The following is a 17242-nucleotide window of genomic DNA, read 5'->3' as shown; positions in this document are numbered from 1 at the left end:
GGGCGAGATGTGCGAAAAGTCCCCCATCCGCGCGGAATGAGGGACTTTTCGCACCGTTCGGCGCCAGGCGCCGCGCGGCGGCTAGCGCTTGAGGTTGGTGAGCTCCTGCAGCACCTCGTCGGAGGTGGTGATGATGCGGGCGTTCGCCTGGAAGCCGCGCTGCGCGACGATCAGGTTCGTGAACTCCTGCGAGAGGTCGACGTTCGACATCTCGAGCGAGCCGCCCTGCAGGGTGCCGAGGCCGCCCTCGCCCGGGCCGCCGAGCTGCGCGTTGCCCGAGTTCACCGACTGGCGGTAGGTCGAGCCGCCGGCCTTCTCGAGACCGCCCGGGTTCACGAAGGTCGCCAGCGCGATGCGGCCGACGGCCTGCTTGTCGCCGTTCGAGAACAGGCCGATCAGCGTGCCGTCCTTCGAGAGGGTGAACGACTGGAGCGTTCCCGCCTGCTTACCGTTCTGGTCCTTGAAGGCGACTGTGGTCAGGTCCGCGTAGCCGGTGACCGTCGAGAGGTCGACGCTCACGCCGCCGATCGCGAGCGTTCCGCCGCTGGTCAGCACGCCGTTGGTGAAGGCGAGTGCGCCGGTGGCGGTCGCGCCGTTCGCGTCGGAGCCCGCGACATCCCAGCCCGTGGCGCTCTTGGTGAAGGTCAGCGTGAGGTCGCGGGCCGCGCCGTTGGCGTCGTAGACCTTGACGTCGCGCACGAGCTGGTCGCCGACGGCCGCACCGGATGGCAGGTTGCCCGAGACGCTGGCGCCCGTCGTCGCGGAGGCCGGGGCGACCGCCTTGAGCGGGATGGTCACGTCGCCGAGCGCCCCGCCCTGCTGCACGACGCCGTTGACGGCGTTCCAGCCCTGCAGGATCGCACCGCCCGGGCCGACGAGACGGCCGTCGGCATCCGGGTCGAATGAGCCGGCACGCGTGTACTGGGTCTGGCCGCCCACGTTCACCACGAAGAAGCCGTCGCCGTTGATCATGATGTCGGTCGCGCGGCCCGTGGCCTGAGCGGCGCCCTGGGTGAAGTTGGTCGAGATGCCCGCGACGAGCACGCCGAGGCCGATCTGCGCGGGGTTGGTTCCACCGGTCTGCGCCTGCGGGCCGCCGGCGCCCTGGACGAGCTGCGAGAGCGTGTCCTGGAACTGCACGGCCCCCGACTTGAAGGCGGTGGTGTTGACGTTGGCGATGTTGTTGCCGGTGACGTCGAGCATGGTCTGGTGCGAACGGAGGCCGGAGATGCCGGAGTAGAGAGAGCGGAGCATGATGCTGCCTTTCGTGAGGAGAGGGGTGTGAGGTCTGCTGGAGGGATGCCGGGCGGCTCGGTGCCGGGCGGCTAGGTGGTGGTCGACGGGTCCGTCGTCGACGGCGTGGTGGGCGTCGTCGGTGTGGTGGGCGTTGCCGGAGCGGTCGGCGAGACCACCCCGGAGATCGAGTCGAGCGGGATCTTCTTGTCGCCGATGGTGACGACCGGCACCGAGCCGGCGAACGACACCGACGATGCGAGCCCCGTCTGGCTGTCGCCGTTGGAGTCGAGGTACTCGACCGTATGGCCGACCAGGTTGGTCGCGGCCATGCGCATCTGCAGCGCGAAGTTCTCGGTGTTGGTGGAGTCCATGCTCGTGAGCTTCTCCATCATCGCCAGCTGCGTGGTCTGCCCGATCATCTGGTTCGTGTCCATCGGGGAGCTCGGGTCCTGGTTCCGCAACTGCGTCACGAGAAGCTGCATGAACGCCTCGCCGTCGAGGGACTGCTTGGGCTGCCGGGTGGGCAGGGTGGTGTAGATGCCGCCGGTAGCGGCGGGGTCGGTTGTTCCGGTGACGGAATCGACGGCCACGGTGGCTCCCTTCTGTTCGGTCGTGCGTTTCAGGCGATGAGGTCGATGGTGTGGGCGAGTCCGTCGGAACGGACCCCAGGGTCGTGCTCGGCCGCGACCGCCGATCCGGATGCGCGGCGCGTGGCCGCGCGATCGTCACGCGGGGTGCCCTGGGCGTTCCAGCCGCGCTGCTCGTCGCTCTGCGAGGACGGCTGGTTCTGCGACGAGAGGTCGAGCGTTCCGCTCAGCCCGGCCCCGGAGAGGTCCTTGCGGAGGTCGGAGAGGATCGAGCGCAGTGCGTCGCGGCCGGCGTCCGTCGGGGCGAACAGCTCGACCCGGACTCCCTCGGCACCGACATGCGCGCGCACGGTGACCGGACCGAGGAGGTCGGGCGTGACGTGCACGGTCATGACGTGGTCGCCACGTCCAGCGGACGCGAGCGTGAAGATGGGACGCGCGAGCTGCGCCGGAAGCTGGGCGGCCGCACTCGACGAGTTCGACGGGGCGGCCGTGGTCGCCGCGCCGGACGCGGGGGCGGTCGGAGCGGCCTGCGTCACCCCGCTCGCACCCGCCGTCGCGCTCGCGCTTGCGCTCGCCGTCGCGCTCGCGCTCGAATCGAGGGGTCCGGACACGCCGGCCGCTGCCGCGCGAGACGGCGTGTCGGGACCCTTAAATCCGTCGGCACCGAGGGCGGAGGGGGTGGGGGCGGGGGATGCCGGGGTGGAGGTGGAGGTCGCGGGTGTGGTGGGGGCGGGGGCGGTGGGTGCGGATGACGACGCCGCGGCCGCGGGCTGCTGACCGGGTGAGGTCGGTGTCGAGGAGGCGCGACCGCCCGCCGCGGCCGGGTCCTGCTCGGTCGCGGCGACGGTGGCCGTCGCGGTCAGGTCTGCGGAGGTCGCAGCGGCGGTCGCGCTCGAGCCCGTCGCCGCGGGCGTGGTCGCGGACCCGGTCGAGGCGGCCGGGCGGCCGGAAGGACGCACCGGAGGCGTGGCCACGAGCGCGGCCGCGTCCTCCGCGGCACCGGCTCCCGGGGTCGTGCCGGCGATCTGGGAGGCCTCGGTGGTCTCGGAGGTCGCGACCGCGGCGGCCGACGTGGCGGCCGCGGCCGTCGGCGTGACTCCCGCAGGCGACGCTGATGCGCTCCCATCCGGTGCGCCGGCCGTTCCGACCACACCAAGGGTGGCGGCAACGCCGGTCGCGGCACCCGGCACGGCGATCGACGCCGGCTGCTGCGCATTCGAGACGGTCGCTCCCGTCTGCGTGGCCGGGCCCGTAGCATCGGGGGCCGCGGCCCCGGCGGTCGCGCTCGACGACCCGCCCTGGGCATCCGTCGCCGGAGCGGCCTCCGCCGTGGTGCCGGCCGCATCGTGGGCGGCGCGCTGATGGGGAGCCGTCGAAACCGGACCGGTCGTGTCGGCCGCCGGATCGCGATGCGTGTCCTTCGCCGAGGGCTTGCGCTTGTCCGCGCCCGACGACGCCGGTTCGGTCGCGCCCTTGAGGAACTGATCGAACGCCGAACCGTTCGACGGGTTCGAGCGCGACGTCGATCCGCTTGGGGCGGCAGGGGCCGCCGCAGGAGCGCTGGGCGCGATGGTCGGGCTCACAGGGATCCTCCGGACAGCAGTGATGAGAAGAGGGACCGCAGCATGGCGGCCTGGTCGGCCGACGAGGTGCTCGACCCCGCGGCGCTGGACCCGAGACCGCTGGACCCGAGACCACTGGACCCGAGCAGGCTTGCTGCGAGATCCGAGGAGCCGAGTCCGCTCGACCCGAGTCCGCTCGACCCGAGCAGGCTCAGCGCGGACATCGCCGACGCCATGGACGCCGCCGACGCCGAGCCGGAAGCCGCCGTCGAGGCGGTCGCCGTCGAAGCCTGCGGCACCACGCGCCGGATCGTGTCGATCTCCGAGTCGTCCATGTACGCCTCGACGAGGCTCACGTTCTTGCCCTCGCGCGGCGCGTGGATCACCTTGTGGTCGCCTGCGTAGATCAGGATGTGCTCCCCGCCTCCGGTCACGATGAGATCGCCTGGCTGGGCCTGCGCCAGCGACGGCACCTCCGTGCCGAGCTTCGCCTGGCCCGAGACGAGTCGTGGGACGTCGATGCCGAGGTCCTTGTAGACGCGCTGCACGAGCCCCGAGCAGTCCAGACCGCTCGACGTGGTTCCTCCGAAGACGTAGGGCACCCCGAGGTACTTCTTCGCATCCGCCACCACGTCGGCCCCGGTCACCGTTCCTCCGCCGAGCAGGGCGCCCGCGTCGGACGTGCCGGTCGTTGCGCCCGTGCCGGACGTCGATCCGGTGCCGAGCGCCTGCGAGAGCGCATTCGCGAAGTCCGTTCCCGTCGACGAGCTCGAAGCGGTCGACGACGTCGCCGACGTGAACGTCGGGTTGTCGAGCTGCACGAGCGTCGACTGGATCTGCGCGATCCTGCTCAGCGCATCAGTGATCGTCATCCTTCGCTTCCTTCCCGTTCGCGCACCCAGGCGCCGGTCGCTGCTTCGTCGAGGGCGGCCTGCTCGACCGTGAGGTCGTGCGCCACTAGCTCAGCGCGGTGGCGGCCTTCGAGCTTCTCGAGCCCGACCGAGCGGGCCTTCGCCGCGGTGAACGCGACCTGCGCCTCCGCGGCGTCCCGTTCGGCGCGCTCGGTGAGAGCCGCGAGGTCGGCCAGCATGCTGCGGCTCGAGGCTCGGGCCGCCGCGACGGCGAACAGCGAGGCCGCGTCGGTGGTCTCGAGCGAGACGTTGTGCAGGGCCGCGATCGCGCGCGCCTGCTGGGCGCCCGCATCCCGTCGCAGCGCGTTGGCCGCGGCGAGGTCGCTCGCCGCGTGCTCCTTCTCGATCTGGCGCAGCCGGAGCAGGCCGGCCAGCTGAAACGCTCGTGCCATCACACACCTCCCATGGTCGGCGCGGTCTGAGCGAGCAGACCGGTGAGATCGTCGAGTTGCCGCCACGCATCGGCGGCCGTCGCCGGCTCGCCCAGGTTCTGGCGCAGGAAGGCGTTGATCGCCGTCTCGTTGGCGACCGCCGCGTCCACGCGAGGGTTGCTGCCGGGCTTGTAGGCGCCGACGTCGAGGAGGTCCTGCGCCGCCACCTTGGCGGCCAGGATGCTGCGGAGGCCCACCGCCGCGGCGCGCTGCTCCGGTGTGGTCACCCGCGACGCGAGGCGCGAGATCGAGCCCAGAACGTCGATCGACGGGAAGTGCCCGACGACGGCCAGCCGCCGGTCCATCACCACGTGCCCGTCGAGGATCGACCGGGCCGCATCCGCGATGGGCTCGTTGTGGTCGTCGCCGTCGACGAGCACCGTGTACATGCCGGTGATCGACCCGACCTCGCCGGTCCCCGCACGCTCGAGGAGCTGCGCGAGCAGGGAGAACGTCGAGGGCGGGTAGCCGCGGGTGGCCGGCGGCTCCCCCACCGAAAGGCCGATCTCGCGCTGCGCCATCGCGACGCGCGTCAGCGAGTCCATCATGAGCATCACGTGCGAACCCTCGTCGCGGAACGACTCCGCGATGCGAGTGGCCACGAAGGCGGCGCGCAGGCGCATGATCGCCGGCTCGTCCGAGGTCGCGACGACCACGATCGAACGGGCGAGTCCCTCGGCGCCGAGGTCGTCCTCGAGGAACTCCCGCACCTCGCGTCCGCGCTCCCCCACCAGGGCGATGACCGAGACCTCGGCCTCGGTCCCGCGCGCGATCATCGAGAGGAGGGACGACTTGCCGACGCCAGAGCCGGCGAACAGGCCGAGGCGCTGGCCGCGCCCGACCGTCACAAGGGTGTCCAGCGCGCGCACACCGAGCCCGAGCGGCGTATCGATCCGCGCGCGGCGCATGGCCTCGGGTGCGCGGTGATCGAGGGAGACATAGCCGTCGGGCTCGATCGGGCCCTTGCCGTCGACCGGCCGGCCCAGCGCGTCGATCACGCGGCCGAGCATCCCGTGGCCCGTCGGCACGAGCATGGGGGCGCGCGAGGCACGGGCCGGGGCGCCGGCCGCGATGCCGGTGAGGCGTCCGAACGGCATGCACCGGATGCGGTCCTGCGTCGTCGCGACGACCTCGGCGTGCACCACCGGATGCTCGCCGATGGTCACCACGTCGCCGATCGCCGCGTCGATTCCGCTGATCTCCGCGCCGAGGCCGACGATGCTGGCCACCCGGCCGACACGCTCGGGCGCTGCGGCACGCAGCGCGGCGTCCCACCGCCGTGCGAGCACCGCGGGCCCCGTCACGAGAGCACCTCCCTCGCGCGGTCCAGTGCCGAGCGGATGCGCGCATCCAGCCAGCCGTCGGGAAGCTCGCCGATCGCGTCGCCGGGAGCCAGCCCCGGGTCGGCCACGAAACGGATCGACTCCTCGAGAGCGGCATCGCCGCACGCCTGCAGGACCGCGAGATCCGCGGCGTTGAGCCGGACGACGCTCACGCTGCCACGCGACTCGTCGCCGAGTGCGCGACGCACCGCGGCCCGCGCGGCGGAGAGCCGGTCGGCGAGCGCGTCGCCGACGACCGCTTCCGCGAGGCTGAAGGCGGCCTCCACCAGCGCCCCCTCGGCATCGTCGACGACGGGCAGGCTGCACTCGCGCAGCTCGACGGCGGCCGACCTCAGTGCGGAGACGAGCTGCGCGACCCGCCGGGCCGCCGCATCGCTCTCCGCTGCCCGTTCCGTGTCGGCCTCCGCCATCCACACGGCCTGTTCGGCCGCGGCACGCCTCAGGCCGTCGGCGTAACCGGCGGCGTATCCGCGTGACCGTGCCGACGCCGCGGCGGCGTGCTGGACCGCCGACTCCGCGAGCACCGGGATCGGGACGGGCGAGAACACGGTCTCACTCGACATACGCGTCGTCCTCCGTGCGCTGCACGGTGATCACGCCCTCGGCCTCGAGGTCGCGGATCGCGCGGACGATCTCGGCGCGGGCGTCCTCGATCTGCGACATCCGCACCGGTCCGAGCACCCGGATCTCGTCTTCCAGGATCTCCCGGTTGCGCTCGGAGAGGTTCGAGGTGATGATCTCGGTGACCTGCTCGGAGCTGCCCTTCATCGCGACGGCGAGCACCGACGCGTCGACTCCGCGCAGCACCTGCTGCACGTCGCGCGCTTCGAGCTTGACGATGTCGGCGAACGTGAGCATGCGCGAGCGGACCTCTTCGGCGAGCTCCGGGTTGCGTCGCTCAAGGGCCTCGAGCAGCGCCTTCTCGGTACTGGCGTCGGCACGGTTGATGATCTCGACGAGAGGCTGGACACCGCCCACGACGTCCGACGCCTCGCGGGAGCCCACGACGGCGCTCGCCCGCTGCTTCAGAGTGTCGGCGACGACGCGGACGGCATCCGGACTCGCGCTTCCCATCGTCGCGATCGCGTGCGCGACCTCGGTGCGGGTCTCCTCGTCGAGGCCGCCCAGCACCCGGGAGGCGTGATCGGCCCGAAGGTGGGCGAGCACGAGGGCGATCGTCTGCGGAAGCTCGCCGGCGAGCAGCATCTGGATCTGACCGGGCTCCACGACGTCGAGGAACTCGAACTGCTTGCCCGCCATGGTCGAGGCGACGCGGTTCAGTACCCCCGTGGCCTTCTCGGCGCCGAACGACGCTTCGAGCAGACCGACCGCGATGTCACGGCCGCCGCGCGTCGACATGCCGCCACGCACGGTGATGTCGTGGAACTCGCTCAGCGCCTTCTCGGCGACGGCGGGGTCGACCCGCCGCAGCCGCAGGATCTCCGCGGTGATCTCGTCGGCTTCTTCCTCGGAGAACTGCTTCATCACCTGCGCCGCGCGCTGCTGATCCATGTTCATCAGCACGACGGCCGCCTTCTGGGCGCCGGTCAGCGGGGTCTTGAGGTCGTTCATACGCCCGCCCGATCATCCATCAGGCTGCGCAGGAACTCAGCGGTCTTCTGCGGGTCGCGTTCGGCCAGCGCCTCGATCTCGGCACGGCGGCGGTCGGCCTCCATCTCAGGGCCCGACGGATCGGGCAGGGGGTCGAGCTGCATCGGGATCGTGGGCGCTGCCGGTTCGAGGGCGATCGGGAACGGTGCGGCCTCGAGCGCGATCGTGTCGGCATCCGCCTCCAGCTCGGCCTGTTCGGCCGCGCGCCGACGGCCACGGCGGAAGAGCGCGAAGACGATGATCGCCGCTGCGAGGATCGACGCCGCGATGATCGAGGTGCGGATGATCCCGTTCAGCTGGTCGGCGGTGGCGGCGTCCTTCGCCTGCTGCAGGGCCTTCGCCGCCTCGGTGGCGCCCGCCTTGCTGAAGTTGACCATCTCGACGCTCACCGAGTCGCCGCGCGCGGTGTTGATACCGGCGGCCGCGTTGACCAGGTTGGTGATCTCGGCCGAGCTGACGCCGCTCACGGCGTCCTTGTTCAGCGCGACCGACACGGTCTGGCGGTTGATCGAGCCGGCCGGGATCGTGCGCGTCTCCGTCACCTTGTCGACCGCGTTGTCCTTGGTCGTCGACTCGGAGTTGAACGAGCCGTTGCCGTTTCCGGTCCCGTTGGGGACAGCGATGTTGTCGGGACCGAGCACGCCGGCCGCGGACCCGCCGGTGCCGGTGTAGGTCTCTTTGGTGTTCGACTCGCTGAGCGATGGAGCATTCGTCGGGCTGGTGTACGACTCGGTGTTGCGCTGCGCGGTCTCATTGCTGAGGTCGGCCGCGACGACGACGGTCGCATTGCCCGGTCCGACGACCTTGTCGAGCATGTCCTGCACGGCCCCGCGAACCCGCGTCTCGTAGTCGCTCGCCTGCTTGTCCGCTCCCCCGGTCGCTCCGGTGCCGACCGCGCTGAGCACGGTTCCCGAGGAGTCGATCACAGCGACGTCGGTCGGCTGCATGCCGGTGATCGCCGCGCTGGTGAGGTGGACGATCGCCTGCACCTGATCGCCCGAGAGGGTGACGCCGTTCTGGGTCTCGACGAATACGGACGCCGTCGGGTCCTTCTTCTCCGACACGAACACCGTGTCCTGCGGGATGGCGAGACGCACCGAGGCGGCCTTGACCCCCTTCATGGCGCCGATGGTCGAGCCGAGCTCGCCTTCCATCGCACGCTTGTAGGTGACCGACTGCTGGAACTCCGACGACGTGACGCCCATCTTGTCGAGCAGGGAGTAGCCGCCCGTGTTCGACGACGGCAGCCCCGCCGAGGCGGCCTTCAGGCGCTCGTCGTAGACCTTCTCCTGCGGCACGAGGATCGTGCCGCCGCCGTCGGTGAGCTGGTACGGCACGTTGTCGGTCTTCAGCTGGTCGACGATGCTCGACGCGTCCGAGGCGGCGAGGCCGGAGAACAGGGGCGTGTACTGGGGCTGCGTCGCCCACATCGTCAGGCCCGTGATGCCGAGGGCGACGACCACGACGCCGATGATGGCGATGGTGCGCTGTGCGAACGAGAATCCGCGGATCGTGTCGCCGATCCGCCGGAAGAAGCTCGTGACCTGCTGAGGCATCAGGCCTGCATCCTCATGATCTCGTTGAACGCGTCGACGGCCTTGTTACGCACGCCGGCGACCAGCTCGAGGGTCACCTGCGCACGGGACGAGGCGAGCGTCGCGTCGTGGATGTCGGTGAGGTCGCCGGTGACGGCCTTGATCGCGAGCGAGTCCGAGGTGCCCTGCAGCTGCTGCAGGTTGTCGACGGCGCCCGTGAGGGCGCTGCCGAACGACGCTCCGCCCGTCGCGCCGGTGCCGGATGCGGCGGTCGCGCTGAGCGCGCTGGCCGGGTCGAGGGCTCCGACGGCTGCGGTGTTGCCGATGGCGGCGATGGGGGGCATCAGTTGCGTCCGATCTCGAGGGCGGCCTGGTAGGTCTCTTTGGCACGGTCGACGACGCCTGCGTTCGCCTGGTACCCGCGCTGCGCCATGATGAGCGCTCCCATCTGCGACGACAGGTCGATGTCGGGGTAGCGCACGTAGCCCTTCTCGTCGGCGACGGGGTTGTCGGGCTCGTAGACCATGCGACCCTCGGCGCTCCCGTACGCTGCGCCCGCGACGTAGACACCGGAGGTGCCTTCGCCTTCCTGGGCCTCGATGTACCGCGCCTGGAACGCCGGGCCGCTGGTGGGCTTCGCGGTGTTGATGTTGGCCAGGTTGTCGGAGATGGCGTCCAGCCACTTGCGGTGCAGGGTGAGCCCTGTGCCCGCGATCCCGATCGCGTCGAATGTCATCAGCTGGTCCTCAGGGCCGCGCGGATCGCCGTGAACTGGCCGCCGGCCGCCTGCGAGGCGAACTGGAAGCGCAGCACGGTGTCCACATTGGACAGGGTCTCGGTGTCGAGGTTGACGTTGTTGCCGTCGAGCCTGGTCGGCTCGAGCGAGCGCGCCGTGGAGGCGGAGACATGACCGTCACCGTTCGCGACCGACTGAGCGAGGGCATCCTCGAAGGACACCCGCTCGGCCGTGTAGCCGGGGGTGTTCACATTGGCGATGTTGTTGGCGATCGCGCGCTGACGCGCGGCGAGACCGTCGAGAGCGCTGGCCAAGGCCGCGCTGGTCACGGATTCGAGCACGGGGACACCCCATCGGTAGTCGTCTGTGGTGGACGGCCGATCCATGGCCAGTTCATCGAGCGATCCGTGCTCACTCAGTGCTATCGGCAGGGCGAGGGTATGCGTTAGGAGGTTGCGGAAAACTGCTTCGCGACGGCCGCTCGAGGGCGCAGAAAAGCTCATTTCCCCACAGAGTCATCCACAGCTCTTCACACGTGTGGAATTACACCGCGGTAATTTCGAACAGGCATTCGAAAGTCGGTCTCACGCAGCAAATATGCTGTTCAGAATGGGTTTTCAGTCCGACACTCCCGAATGCAGAACTGTATCCCGCGCGTGTCCTCCACATCTCGGAGGTCGTCATCCACCAGTTGTCCCCAACGTTATCCACAGGGTGACGGCCTGTGGGGAAGCGTGCTCATCCGAGCAGCGAAGAGGACGCTATCCGGCCCGGGTCGCGCGTTATCGCACTTCGAGGCGCGACGGCGTCGCCGAACCGCACGATCGACGACATATGCGCTCGGGGCACGGTGGCGAGAAGAAGTGGGAACGCGGGTTGAGCGGAGCGGCCCGAGGCCGGCAGCTAGCCGATGAGGTCGAAGTACACCGGGTGCGCGCTGGATTCCGCCGGGGGCACCGAACGCACCGCGGCGAGGTGCTTGGCCGTCGTCTGACGCACATCCTCCAGGTACCGGATGGTGTGCAGTTGCGCCTCGAGCAGGCGGGCCGCCCGTTCCACGAGCTCCGGCGGGATCGGCCCGAGGGCGATCGGCGGGCGCCACGGAACGGGATCGATCTGCGCGACGGCGCGCTGCAGGTCCTCTTCGACACGGCCGAGCGCATCGTGCCAGTCGCGCACGTGCACGGGTTCCTCGTCGGTGTACTCGAGCTGTGCGTCAGGCGATGCCAAGGTCGCGTCCCTCCCCTGTCTCCGACGAGGTCGCCGGCCAGCCGGCACGGGCTGCGCCGATCCCGGTCGATCCTGCGGAACCGGCAGCGGCAGCGGCAGCGACACCATCGGCCGGCAGCAGAGCCGCGGCCTCGTGCCAGGTGTCGCGCAACGGCTCCATGAGCGAGATCGCCTCGCGCACCTTCTCGGCGTCGCGGTCGATGTTCGCGGTGACGATCAGGTCGGCGACGTAGGTGTAGAGCTGCAGGAGGCCGTCGGCCCCGTCCCAGACGTCGACCTTCAGCGACGACGCCAGTTCGGCGACGATCTGGTCGGCGTGGCGCAGGTTGTCCCAGGCGACCGGCCAGTTCTGCTCGGTCAGCGCGGTCTCGCCGCGGGTGAGATCGAGCACCAGGCGGTCGTACAGCATCGTGAGGAGGCGCACCGGCGATGCGGAGAGCACCGAATCCCGGTTGTACGCGTTGAGCTTCGCGGCCGCGCCGCTCACCAGCGTCACGACGAACTCGAGGAGAGGCCGGCGAGCTGTCCGGTCAGCCACGAGGACTGCGACTGCAGCTGCTGGAGCTGGACTTCGAGGTTGGCATACGTCTTCTCCAGGGTCGCGCGGCGGTCCGCCAGGCGCGTATCCCAGTCGGTGATCTGGTCGTTGAGTCCCTTGACCGTCTTCGTCTCACCGGCGATCTTCGTCGTGACCGTGCCGTCGTACTTGTCGCTGATCTGGTTCGCGGCATCCGCGACCCGGCCCGCGATCGTCTGCACCGCGGCCTTGACCTTCTCGGGGTCCGCGGCGAGCGCGGCGCCGAACTTGTCCTTGTCGAACTCGATCGTGCCGTCGCGGGTGATGCTGATGCCGTACGTCGACGGAGAGATGCCGTCGATCGGCAGCGAGGCGGCCGAGAGGAGTTTCTGGTTGGCGTCGCGCACCGTCGAGTCGCCGGTGAAGGCGCCCGCGGTGACGACGGTTCCTCCGGCGGAGTCCGTCGATGTGGAGACCGCCGTCTTCGAGGTCACGAAGGAGAAGATGTCGTTGAGACTCGTGACGAGCGAGTTGGCGACATCCGAGATGGCGCTGTCGTTGCGCGCGACGGTGAGGCTGACGGGCGTCGTCGAGGCGGCGCTCACGGTCATCGAGACACCGGGGAGCAGGTCGGAGAACGTGTTGGTGGCCGAGGTGACGGTCTGCGCGGCGCCGGTTCCCGCCCACAGGGTGACCTGGGCGTCCTGAGCGGCTCGCACCTGGGCGGCACCCGGCTCGCTGAGCAGATCGGTGGCCGTGCCGGCGGTGACATCGGCCGGGGTCCCGCGGTAGGCGGTGAAGGAGCCGGCGGCGCCGGTCTTGGTGGAACTGAGCTGCAGCCGGTAGAGCGGCTGCCCCGACGGGTCGAGCCCGGCGGAGACGCGGGTGGCGCTGACGCCGACGCCCGCCTTGTTGATCGCGGCGGCGACATCGGCGAGCGATGAGCTCGACGCGGTCACCTGCTTCACGGTGCCGTCGGCGGCGACGAAGGTGAGCACAGGGGGCTGATCCGGCCACTGCGTGAGCGGTCCGGTGACGGACACCTGCGACTGGGCGAGCTTGTCGACCGTGAAGTCCAGCGTCCCGTCCGTGGCGCCGGGACCGGCGGTCGCGGTGACACTGGTGGAGCTGCTCGTCGCGGTGTGGAGGTCGACGCCGGCCGGCTTCGACGCGGCAGTCGCGGCGGTGGCGAGGGCGGCGACCTTGGTGTTGAGGGCCTGCATCGCGGTGATGTAGGTGGTGGAGTCGGTGACCTTGTTCTTCAGCAGGGTCTGCGGAATCGCCTCCGCCTGCATCAGGCTGTTGATCAGCGACGTCGTGTCGAGTCCGCTGATGAGTCCGTCGACGGCCATTCCCATGCGGTGGTCCCTCCCTCGAGACTGCGGTGGTGCGGGTGGATGGTGGGCGGCCGGGACGCGTTTGGGGTGCGCGCCCCGGCCGCCTGCCTGCTACTAGCGGAGCAGCTGCAGGACGCCCTGGCCGGACTGGTTGGCCTGAGCGAGCATTGCGGTACCCGCCTGCGACAGGATGTTGGAGCGGGTGTACTTCACCATCTCCTCCGCCATGTCGGTGTCGGTGATACGCGACGAAGCAGCCGACAGGTTCTCCTTGGAGACGTTGAGGCTGCGGATGGTGCTCTCGAAGCGGTTCTGGACGGCACCGAGGTTGGCGCGCGCGGTCGAGACGCTGGTGATCTGGGTGTCCAGAGCAGCGATCGAGGTCAGCGCGTTGGCCGCGGAGTCGAACGTGAGCGCGCCGACAGCGGTCGCGACCGTCGCGACGTTGGCACCCGTGAGGTCGACGTCGATCTGGTCGTTGGCGGCAACGGAGCCCGCGCCCACCTGGAAGGTCAGCTTGGCGTTGGAGCCGTCGAGCAGGTTGATGCCGTTGAAGTTCGCGTCACCCGAGATGCGGGTGAGCTCCTTCGTGAGCTGGTCGACCTCGGTCTTGATGGCGGCGCGCGAGTCGGCATTGTTCGAGTCGTTGCCGGCCTGGACAGCCAGGTCGCGCACGCGCTGCAGGATCGAGTGGACCTCGGTGAGCTGACCTTCAGCGGTCTGCACGACGCTGATGCCGTCCTGAGCGTTGCGAGCTGCGACGGTCAGACCGCCGACCTGCGACTTCAGGCCCTCCGAGATGGCCAGACCGGCCGCGTCGTCCGCCGCACGGTTGATGCGGAGGCCGCTGGACAGCTTCTCGAGCGACTTCGACAGGTCGCTCTGGGTGTTGTTCAGGTTGCGGTAGGCGTTGTTGGCCGCGATGTTGGTGTTGATCTGCATACCCATGATTACTTTTCCTCCATGATGTGGGCTGTTGCGACGCCCATCCGTGGGCGACATTGGGATCTATCGGCCGAGTTGCGCATCCCGTTAGGCATCCGGATCAGGACGCGGTTCAGGATGCGCTGCGGGCCGACGACTGGGCGGGGGGAGAGAGGCGGGCGACGTTGGCGACGGCGTGCTGTGCGAGGCGCGCCAGGTAGGCGCTGCGGCGGGCCTGCGAGGTCTTGGCCTCGATGATCTCGGGGTCGCCCTCGTCGGCGTAGTGCGTCGCCATGCCCTCGCGCATCAACCGGATGGCTTCCGACCGCTGCTGGGACACCGCGGAGTGCGTGATGCCCAGTTCCTCCGCGACCTCGGTGACCGTGCGGTCGTCGAAGTAGATCGCCTGCACGACGTAGCGCATCCGTTCCGGGAGGGCCTCGACCGCAGCCCGCACGTACGCGGTCTGCTCGCCGGCCAGCAGCGAGTCCTCGGGCGAGACGGTGTCGGCCACCAGGAACGATTCGGTGGTCTCGTCGATGGTGGTCACGGTGCGAGCCGCGTCCGACAGCCCCGCGGCCGCCGTCTCGCGGTCGACGCCGAGTGCGTTCGCCAGCTCGTCCACGCTGGGGGTGCGGCCGAGCGCTGCGGTCAGGCTCTCCTGCACGCTCATCGTCTCTTTGATGCGCTTGCGGGCCGACCGCGTCGCCCAGTCGCTGGCGCGCATCTCGTCGGCGAAGGCGCCGACGATGCGGGTGCGGGCGTAGGCGCCGAACGGGATGCCGAGGGTCGGGTCGTACGCGGTCGCTGCGGTCACCAGGGCGAGGGCCCCGGCCGAGGCGAGATCGTCGCGCGAGAGATGGGTGGCGCGTGCGCACAAGTCGGAGACCAGATAGCCGACGAGCGGCAGGTTCTCGACGACGAGCGTGTTGCGTTCGTTCCGGTTCACGCGGGCGACCCCTGTCTTTATCTGCTTGAGTACACGGCACCGACCTCCGATGGGTGTTCGGCGGCTAGTGGTGCTTTGTTTCTCGGGCGGTGCTGTGGATGCTCGGTCATGGTCGGGTACCGAACAGGCGCTAGGGGTCTTTCTCGGTGTTCACGGTAACAACGGACCACCGCGGAAAGCTTGTATTAATTGCCCCCACTACGGGGCTGCGCCTACCCCCAGTACGGGGAATGGAGGTCTCCCTGTGAAAAGCGATACGCGATTCAGGCATTTCACTGTCGCCGAGTCCTAACATCGGCCTTGACGGTGCCGATGGTGTTCCCTGACGGCGGGTGATCCGCCCGCTGAGAACCCGAGGGGACCAGGTGCGCACTTCGACTCACGAGGAAGTTGGTAGCGACATGGCCGCGAGCGAACTGTCAGCGCAACTCTGGAGGGAACGCGAGCTGCTCGAGCTGCTCCTGTTCAAGCTCGAGGAGGAGCAGCTGCTGTTGACCGCCGGCAAGTCGCGCTGGATCTCGCACGCAACCCGCGAGGTCGAGCAGGTCATGGAGCGCATGCGCGCCGTCGGCCTCGCCCGCACCGTCGAGGTCGCCTCGCTCGCCGACGAGTGGGGCATCAGCCCCGACTCCAGCCTGCGCGAGCTCGCTGCCGCCGCCCCCGACGGCATCTGGTCCGACATCTTCGCCTCCCACCTGATCGCGATGACCGAGCTCACCGCGCAGATCGCCGAGGTGCGCGACACCAACGAACGCCTGCTGCGCGACGCGGCCCGCTCGACCCAGGAGACGCTGAGCGGCCTCTCCGGCGCGGCCGGCGACCCCGGCATCTACGGCGCAAGCGGCGAGAGCCGTCCCGGAACGTCCGGCGCCCGCCTTTTCGACACCGAAGCGTAAGGACCCGGATGAGCACCTTCAGCGGCCTCAACACCGCGTACACCGGTCTCGTGGCGGCCAAGGCCGGACTCGACGTCGTCGGCCAGAACATCGCCAACGCGGGCACCGCCGGCTACACCCGCCAGCGGGTGACGACCTCCGGTGTCCCCGCCCTCAACACGGCAGGCCTGTTCAGCGGCGGCGTCCGCCCCGGCCAGGGCGTGAGCGTCGACGGCATCCAGCGTCTCGACGATTCGACGCTCGACGCCCGCGTGCGCAGCACCACCGCCCTCTCCGGCTACTCCGGAACACGCGCGACCGCGCTCGCCACGCTCGAGGCCTCGCTCAACGAGCCGGGGACCAACGGCCTCTCGACCCAGCTGCAGAAGTTCTGGGCCGCCTGGCACGACGTCGCGAACCAGGCGGGTGAGCAGGCGCCGGCCGGCGTGCTGCTCGGCCAGGCCGGGTCGCTCGTCACCCAGCTGCAGCAGGGCTATCGGGCCGTCGACGACCAGTGGACCGCCCTGCGCACGAACGTCGACGGCATGGTCGGCGACCTCAACCAGGCTGCGACCGAGGTGGCCGACCTGAACGGCCGAATCCGGTCGACCCTCGCCGCCGGCGGCAACGCCAATGAGCTGATGGACCGCCGCGACCTCCTCACCACGAAGATCGCCAACCTCGCGGGCGGGGTCGTCCGCCCTCTCGACGACGGCACCGTGGATGTGCTGGTCGGCGGCAACGCGCTGGTCAGCGGCACGACGGCGAACGCCGTACAGGCCGCAGGCGCCCGTCGCCTCGGCGACGCGACCGGCGACCCCGTGCGACTCGAGTGGGCCCACCGGCCCGGTTCGGCGATCGCCATGGAGGGCGGCGCCATCTCGGGTGCGCTGTCGACGCTCGCGCCGGCCGACGCATCCGGAACCGGCGGCGTGCTCGCCGAGGCGGCGGCCAGCTACAACGCGTTCGCCGTGACCCTCGCACAGAAGGTCAACGACGTGCACCGCACCGGTTCCACCCCGGGCGGCACGACCGGGCTCGACTTCTTCGCCATCGACGCCACCCAGCCGGCCGCGCTCGGCCTGTCGGTGGTGCCGACCTCCGTGAGCCAGATCGCCACCGGCACGCCGGGGGCAGGCGGCAGCGACGGCAGCATCGCCGACGCGATCGCCCAGCTGGGCACGGGACCGGATGCCGTCGACAAGCAGTGGGCCGCCTTCGTGGTGCGCGTCGGCGTCGCGAGCAAGACGGAGGGACAGCAGTCTGATCTCGCCGATCTGGCGTCCTCGGCGGCCACCAGTGCTCAGCTCTCGAACTCCTCCGTCGACCTCGACGAGGAGAACATGAACCTGCTGGCCTTCCAGCACGCGTACCAGGGCGCCGCCCGCGTCATGACCGCCGTCGACGAAGCTCTCGACGTGCTCATCAACCACACCGGATTGGTCGGGAGGTAAC

At 70.1% G+C, this 17242-nt stretch carries 19 protein-coding genes; 2 read left to right on the top strand and 17 right to left on the bottom strand.

Annotated elements, in window-relative coordinates; translation table 11 throughout:
• Nucleotides 1–81: 81 nt before the first annotated feature.
• The 17 genes from AC1DB1_RS04820 to AC1DB1_RS04740 all read right to left on the bottom strand — a co-directional run bounded on the left by AC1DB1_RS04820 (nucleotide 82) and on the right by AC1DB1_RS04740 (nucleotide 14912).
• Nucleotides 82–1254: a flagellar hook protein FlgE gene (locus AC1DB1_RS04820; RefSeq protein ID WP_477199956.1), complete on the bottom strand. Its 1173-nt coding sequence runs from the start codon at nucleotides 1252–1254 to the stop codon at nucleotides 82–84.
• A 71-nt stretch (nucleotides 1255–1325) separates the two neighbouring features.
• Nucleotides 1326–1826: a flagellar hook assembly protein FlgD gene (locus AC1DB1_RS04815; protein WP_477199955.1), complete on the bottom strand. Its 501-nt coding sequence runs from the start codon at nucleotides 1824–1826 to the stop codon at nucleotides 1326–1328.
• A 29-nt stretch (nucleotides 1827–1855) separates the two neighbouring features.
• Complete coding sequence (locus tag AC1DB1_RS04810; RefSeq protein WP_477199954.1) at nucleotides 1856–3409, bottom strand: flagellar hook-length control protein FliK; 1554 nt, start codon at nucleotides 3407–3409, stop codon at nucleotides 1856–1858.
• Nucleotides 3406–4260 (bottom strand): C40 family peptidase, encoded by an 855-nt coding sequence (locus tag AC1DB1_RS04805; RefSeq protein ID WP_477199953.1) that lies wholly within the window; start codon nucleotides 4258–4260, stop codon nucleotides 3406–3408. The genes AC1DB1_RS04810 and AC1DB1_RS04805 overlap by 4 nt, the downstream gene beginning before the upstream one ends.
• Nucleotides 4257–4691 (bottom strand): hypothetical protein, encoded by a 435-nt coding sequence (locus tag AC1DB1_RS04800; protein WP_271177625.1) that lies wholly within the window; start codon nucleotides 4689–4691, stop codon nucleotides 4257–4259. Before AC1DB1_RS04800 ends, AC1DB1_RS04805 begins: the two co-directional genes overlap by 4 nt.
• On the bottom strand, nucleotides 4691–6034 hold the full coding sequence (locus AC1DB1_RS04795; RefSeq protein WP_477199952.1) for a FliI/YscN family ATPase: 1344 nt from the start codon (nucleotides 6032–6034) through the stop codon (nucleotides 4691–4693). Before AC1DB1_RS04795 ends, AC1DB1_RS04800 begins: the two co-directional genes overlap by 1 nt.
• The gene (locus tag AC1DB1_RS04790; protein ID WP_477199951.1) at nucleotides 6031–6636 is read right to left on the bottom strand and encodes a FliH/SctL family protein; all 606 of its coding nucleotides are present in this window, start codon (nucleotides 6634–6636) and stop codon (nucleotides 6031–6033) included. Before AC1DB1_RS04790 ends, AC1DB1_RS04795 begins: the two co-directional genes overlap by 4 nt.
• Complete coding sequence (gene fliG, locus AC1DB1_RS04785) at nucleotides 6626–7645, bottom strand: flagellar motor switch protein FliG (RefSeq protein WP_271177628.1); 1020 nt, start codon at nucleotides 7643–7645, stop codon at nucleotides 6626–6628. The genes AC1DB1_RS04790 and fliG overlap by 11 nt, the downstream gene beginning before the upstream one ends.
• Nucleotides 7642–9240, bottom strand: coding sequence for a flagellar basal-body MS-ring/collar protein FliF (gene fliF / locus AC1DB1_RS04780; protein WP_271177629.1), 1599 nt, complete (start codon nucleotides 9238–9240; stop codon nucleotides 7642–7644). The genes fliG and fliF overlap by 4 nt, the downstream gene beginning before the upstream one ends.
• Complete coding sequence (gene fliE / locus AC1DB1_RS04775) at nucleotides 9240–9563, bottom strand: flagellar hook-basal body complex protein FliE (RefSeq protein ID WP_477199950.1); 324 nt, start codon at nucleotides 9561–9563, stop codon at nucleotides 9240–9242. The genes fliF and fliE overlap by 1 nt, the downstream gene beginning before the upstream one ends.
• Nucleotides 9563–9955: a flagellar basal body rod protein FlgC gene (locus AC1DB1_RS04770; protein WP_271177631.1), complete on the bottom strand. Its 393-nt coding sequence runs from the start codon at nucleotides 9953–9955 to the stop codon at nucleotides 9563–9565. Before AC1DB1_RS04770 ends, fliE begins: the two co-directional genes overlap by 1 nt.
• Nucleotides 9955–10296 carry a flagellar basal body rod protein FlgB gene (locus AC1DB1_RS04765; RefSeq protein ID WP_271177679.1) on the bottom strand — a complete coding sequence of 114 codons (342 nt, stop codon included), beginning with the start codon at nucleotides 10294–10296 and terminating at the stop codon, nucleotides 9955–9957. Before AC1DB1_RS04765 ends, AC1DB1_RS04770 begins: the two co-directional genes overlap by 1 nt.
• Before the next feature lie 562 nt (nucleotides 10297–10858).
• Nucleotides 10859–11185, bottom strand: a complete 327-nt coding sequence (locus AC1DB1_RS04760) for a hypothetical protein (protein ID WP_271177632.1) — start codon at nucleotides 11183–11185, stop codon at nucleotides 10859–10861.
• On the bottom strand, nucleotides 11172–11681 hold the full coding sequence (gene fliS / locus AC1DB1_RS04755; RefSeq protein ID WP_477199949.1) for a flagellar export chaperone FliS: 510 nt from the start codon (nucleotides 11679–11681) through the stop codon (nucleotides 11172–11174). The genes AC1DB1_RS04760 and fliS overlap by 14 nt, the downstream gene beginning before the upstream one ends.
• Entirely contained in the window at nucleotides 11678–13060 is a 1383-nt protein-coding gene (gene fliD / locus AC1DB1_RS04750; protein ID WP_271177634.1) for a flagellar filament capping protein FliD, read from the bottom strand. The genes fliS and fliD overlap by 4 nt, the downstream gene beginning before the upstream one ends.
• 93 nt (nucleotides 13061–13153) lie before the next feature.
• Entirely contained in the window at nucleotides 13154–13987 is an 834-nt protein-coding gene (locus AC1DB1_RS04745) for a flagellin N-terminal helical domain-containing protein (RefSeq protein ID WP_271177635.1), read from the bottom strand.
• A gap of 109 nt (nucleotides 13988–14096) precedes the next feature.
• Nucleotides 14097–14912: a sigma-70 family RNA polymerase sigma factor gene (locus AC1DB1_RS04740; RefSeq protein ID WP_477199948.1), complete on the bottom strand. Its 816-nt coding sequence runs from the start codon at nucleotides 14910–14912 to the stop codon at nucleotides 14097–14099.
• Between the two features lie 401 nt (nucleotides 14913–15313).
• Between AC1DB1_RS04740 and AC1DB1_RS04735 the strand changes: the two genes are divergently transcribed.
• Both AC1DB1_RS04735 and flgK read left to right on the top strand, forming a co-directional pair.
• Entirely contained in the window at nucleotides 15314–15808 is a 495-nt protein-coding gene (locus AC1DB1_RS04735) for a flagellar protein FlgN (protein ID WP_271177637.1), read from the top strand.
• A gap of 8 nt (nucleotides 15809–15816) precedes the next feature.
• Nucleotides 15817–17241, top strand: coding sequence for a flagellar hook-associated protein FlgK (gene flgK / locus AC1DB1_RS04730; protein WP_271177638.1), 1425 nt, complete (start codon nucleotides 15817–15819; stop codon nucleotides 17239–17241).
• Nucleotide 17242: the final 1 nt, after the last annotated feature.

The organism is Leifsonia sp. 10N434 (genome assembly GCF_056394405.1).
The sequence above is the reverse complement of the archived record's forward strand: the minus strand, read 5'-3'. Positions and strand labels throughout refer to the sequence as shown.

Excerpts from the sequence above, each read along its gene's own strand:
- AC1DB1_RS04820 (WP_477199956.1), bottom strand. The coding sequence starts at position 1,254 with ATGCTCCGCTCTCTCTACTCCGGCATCTCCGGCCTCCGTTCGCACCAG.
- AC1DB1_RS04805 (WP_477199953.1), bottom strand. The coding sequence starts at position 4,260 with ATGACGATCACTGATGCGCTGAGCAGGATCGCGCAGATCCAGTCGACG.
- AC1DB1_RS04800 (WP_271177625.1), bottom strand. The coding sequence starts at position 4,691 with ATGGCACGAGCGTTTCAGCTGGCCGGCCTGCTCCGGCTGCGCCAGATC.
- AC1DB1_RS04790 (WP_477199951.1), bottom strand. The coding sequence starts at position 6,636 with ATGTCGAGTGAGACCGTGTTCTCGCCCGTCCCGATCCCGGTGCTCGCG.
- fliG (WP_271177628.1), bottom strand. The coding sequence starts at position 7,645 with ATGAACGACCTCAAGACCCCGCTGACCGGCGCCCAGAAGGCGGCCGTC.
- fliF (WP_271177629.1), bottom strand. The coding sequence starts at position 9,240 with ATGCCTCAGCAGGTCACGAGCTTCTTCCGGCGGATCGGCGACACGATC.
- fliE (WP_477199950.1), bottom strand. The coding sequence starts at position 9,563 with ATGCCCCCCATCGCCGCCATCGGCAACACCGCAGCCGTCGGAGCCCTC.
- AC1DB1_RS04770 (WP_271177631.1), bottom strand. The coding sequence starts at position 9,955 with ATGACATTCGACGCGATCGGGATCGCGGGCACAGGGCTCACCCTGCAC.
- fliD (WP_271177634.1), bottom strand. The coding sequence starts at position 13,060 with ATGGGAATGGCCGTCGACGGACTCATCAGCGGACTCGACACGACGTCG.
- AC1DB1_RS04745 (WP_271177635.1), bottom strand. The coding sequence starts at position 13,987 with ATGGGTATGCAGATCAACACCAACATCGCGGCCAACAACGCCTACCGC.
- AC1DB1_RS04735 (WP_271177637.1), top strand. The coding sequence starts at position 15,314 with ATGGCCGCGAGCGAACTGTCAGCGCAACTCTGGAGGGAACGCGAGCTG.
- flgK (WP_271177638.1), top strand. The coding sequence starts at position 15,817 with ATGAGCACCTTCAGCGGCCTCAACACCGCGTACACCGGTCTCGTGGCG.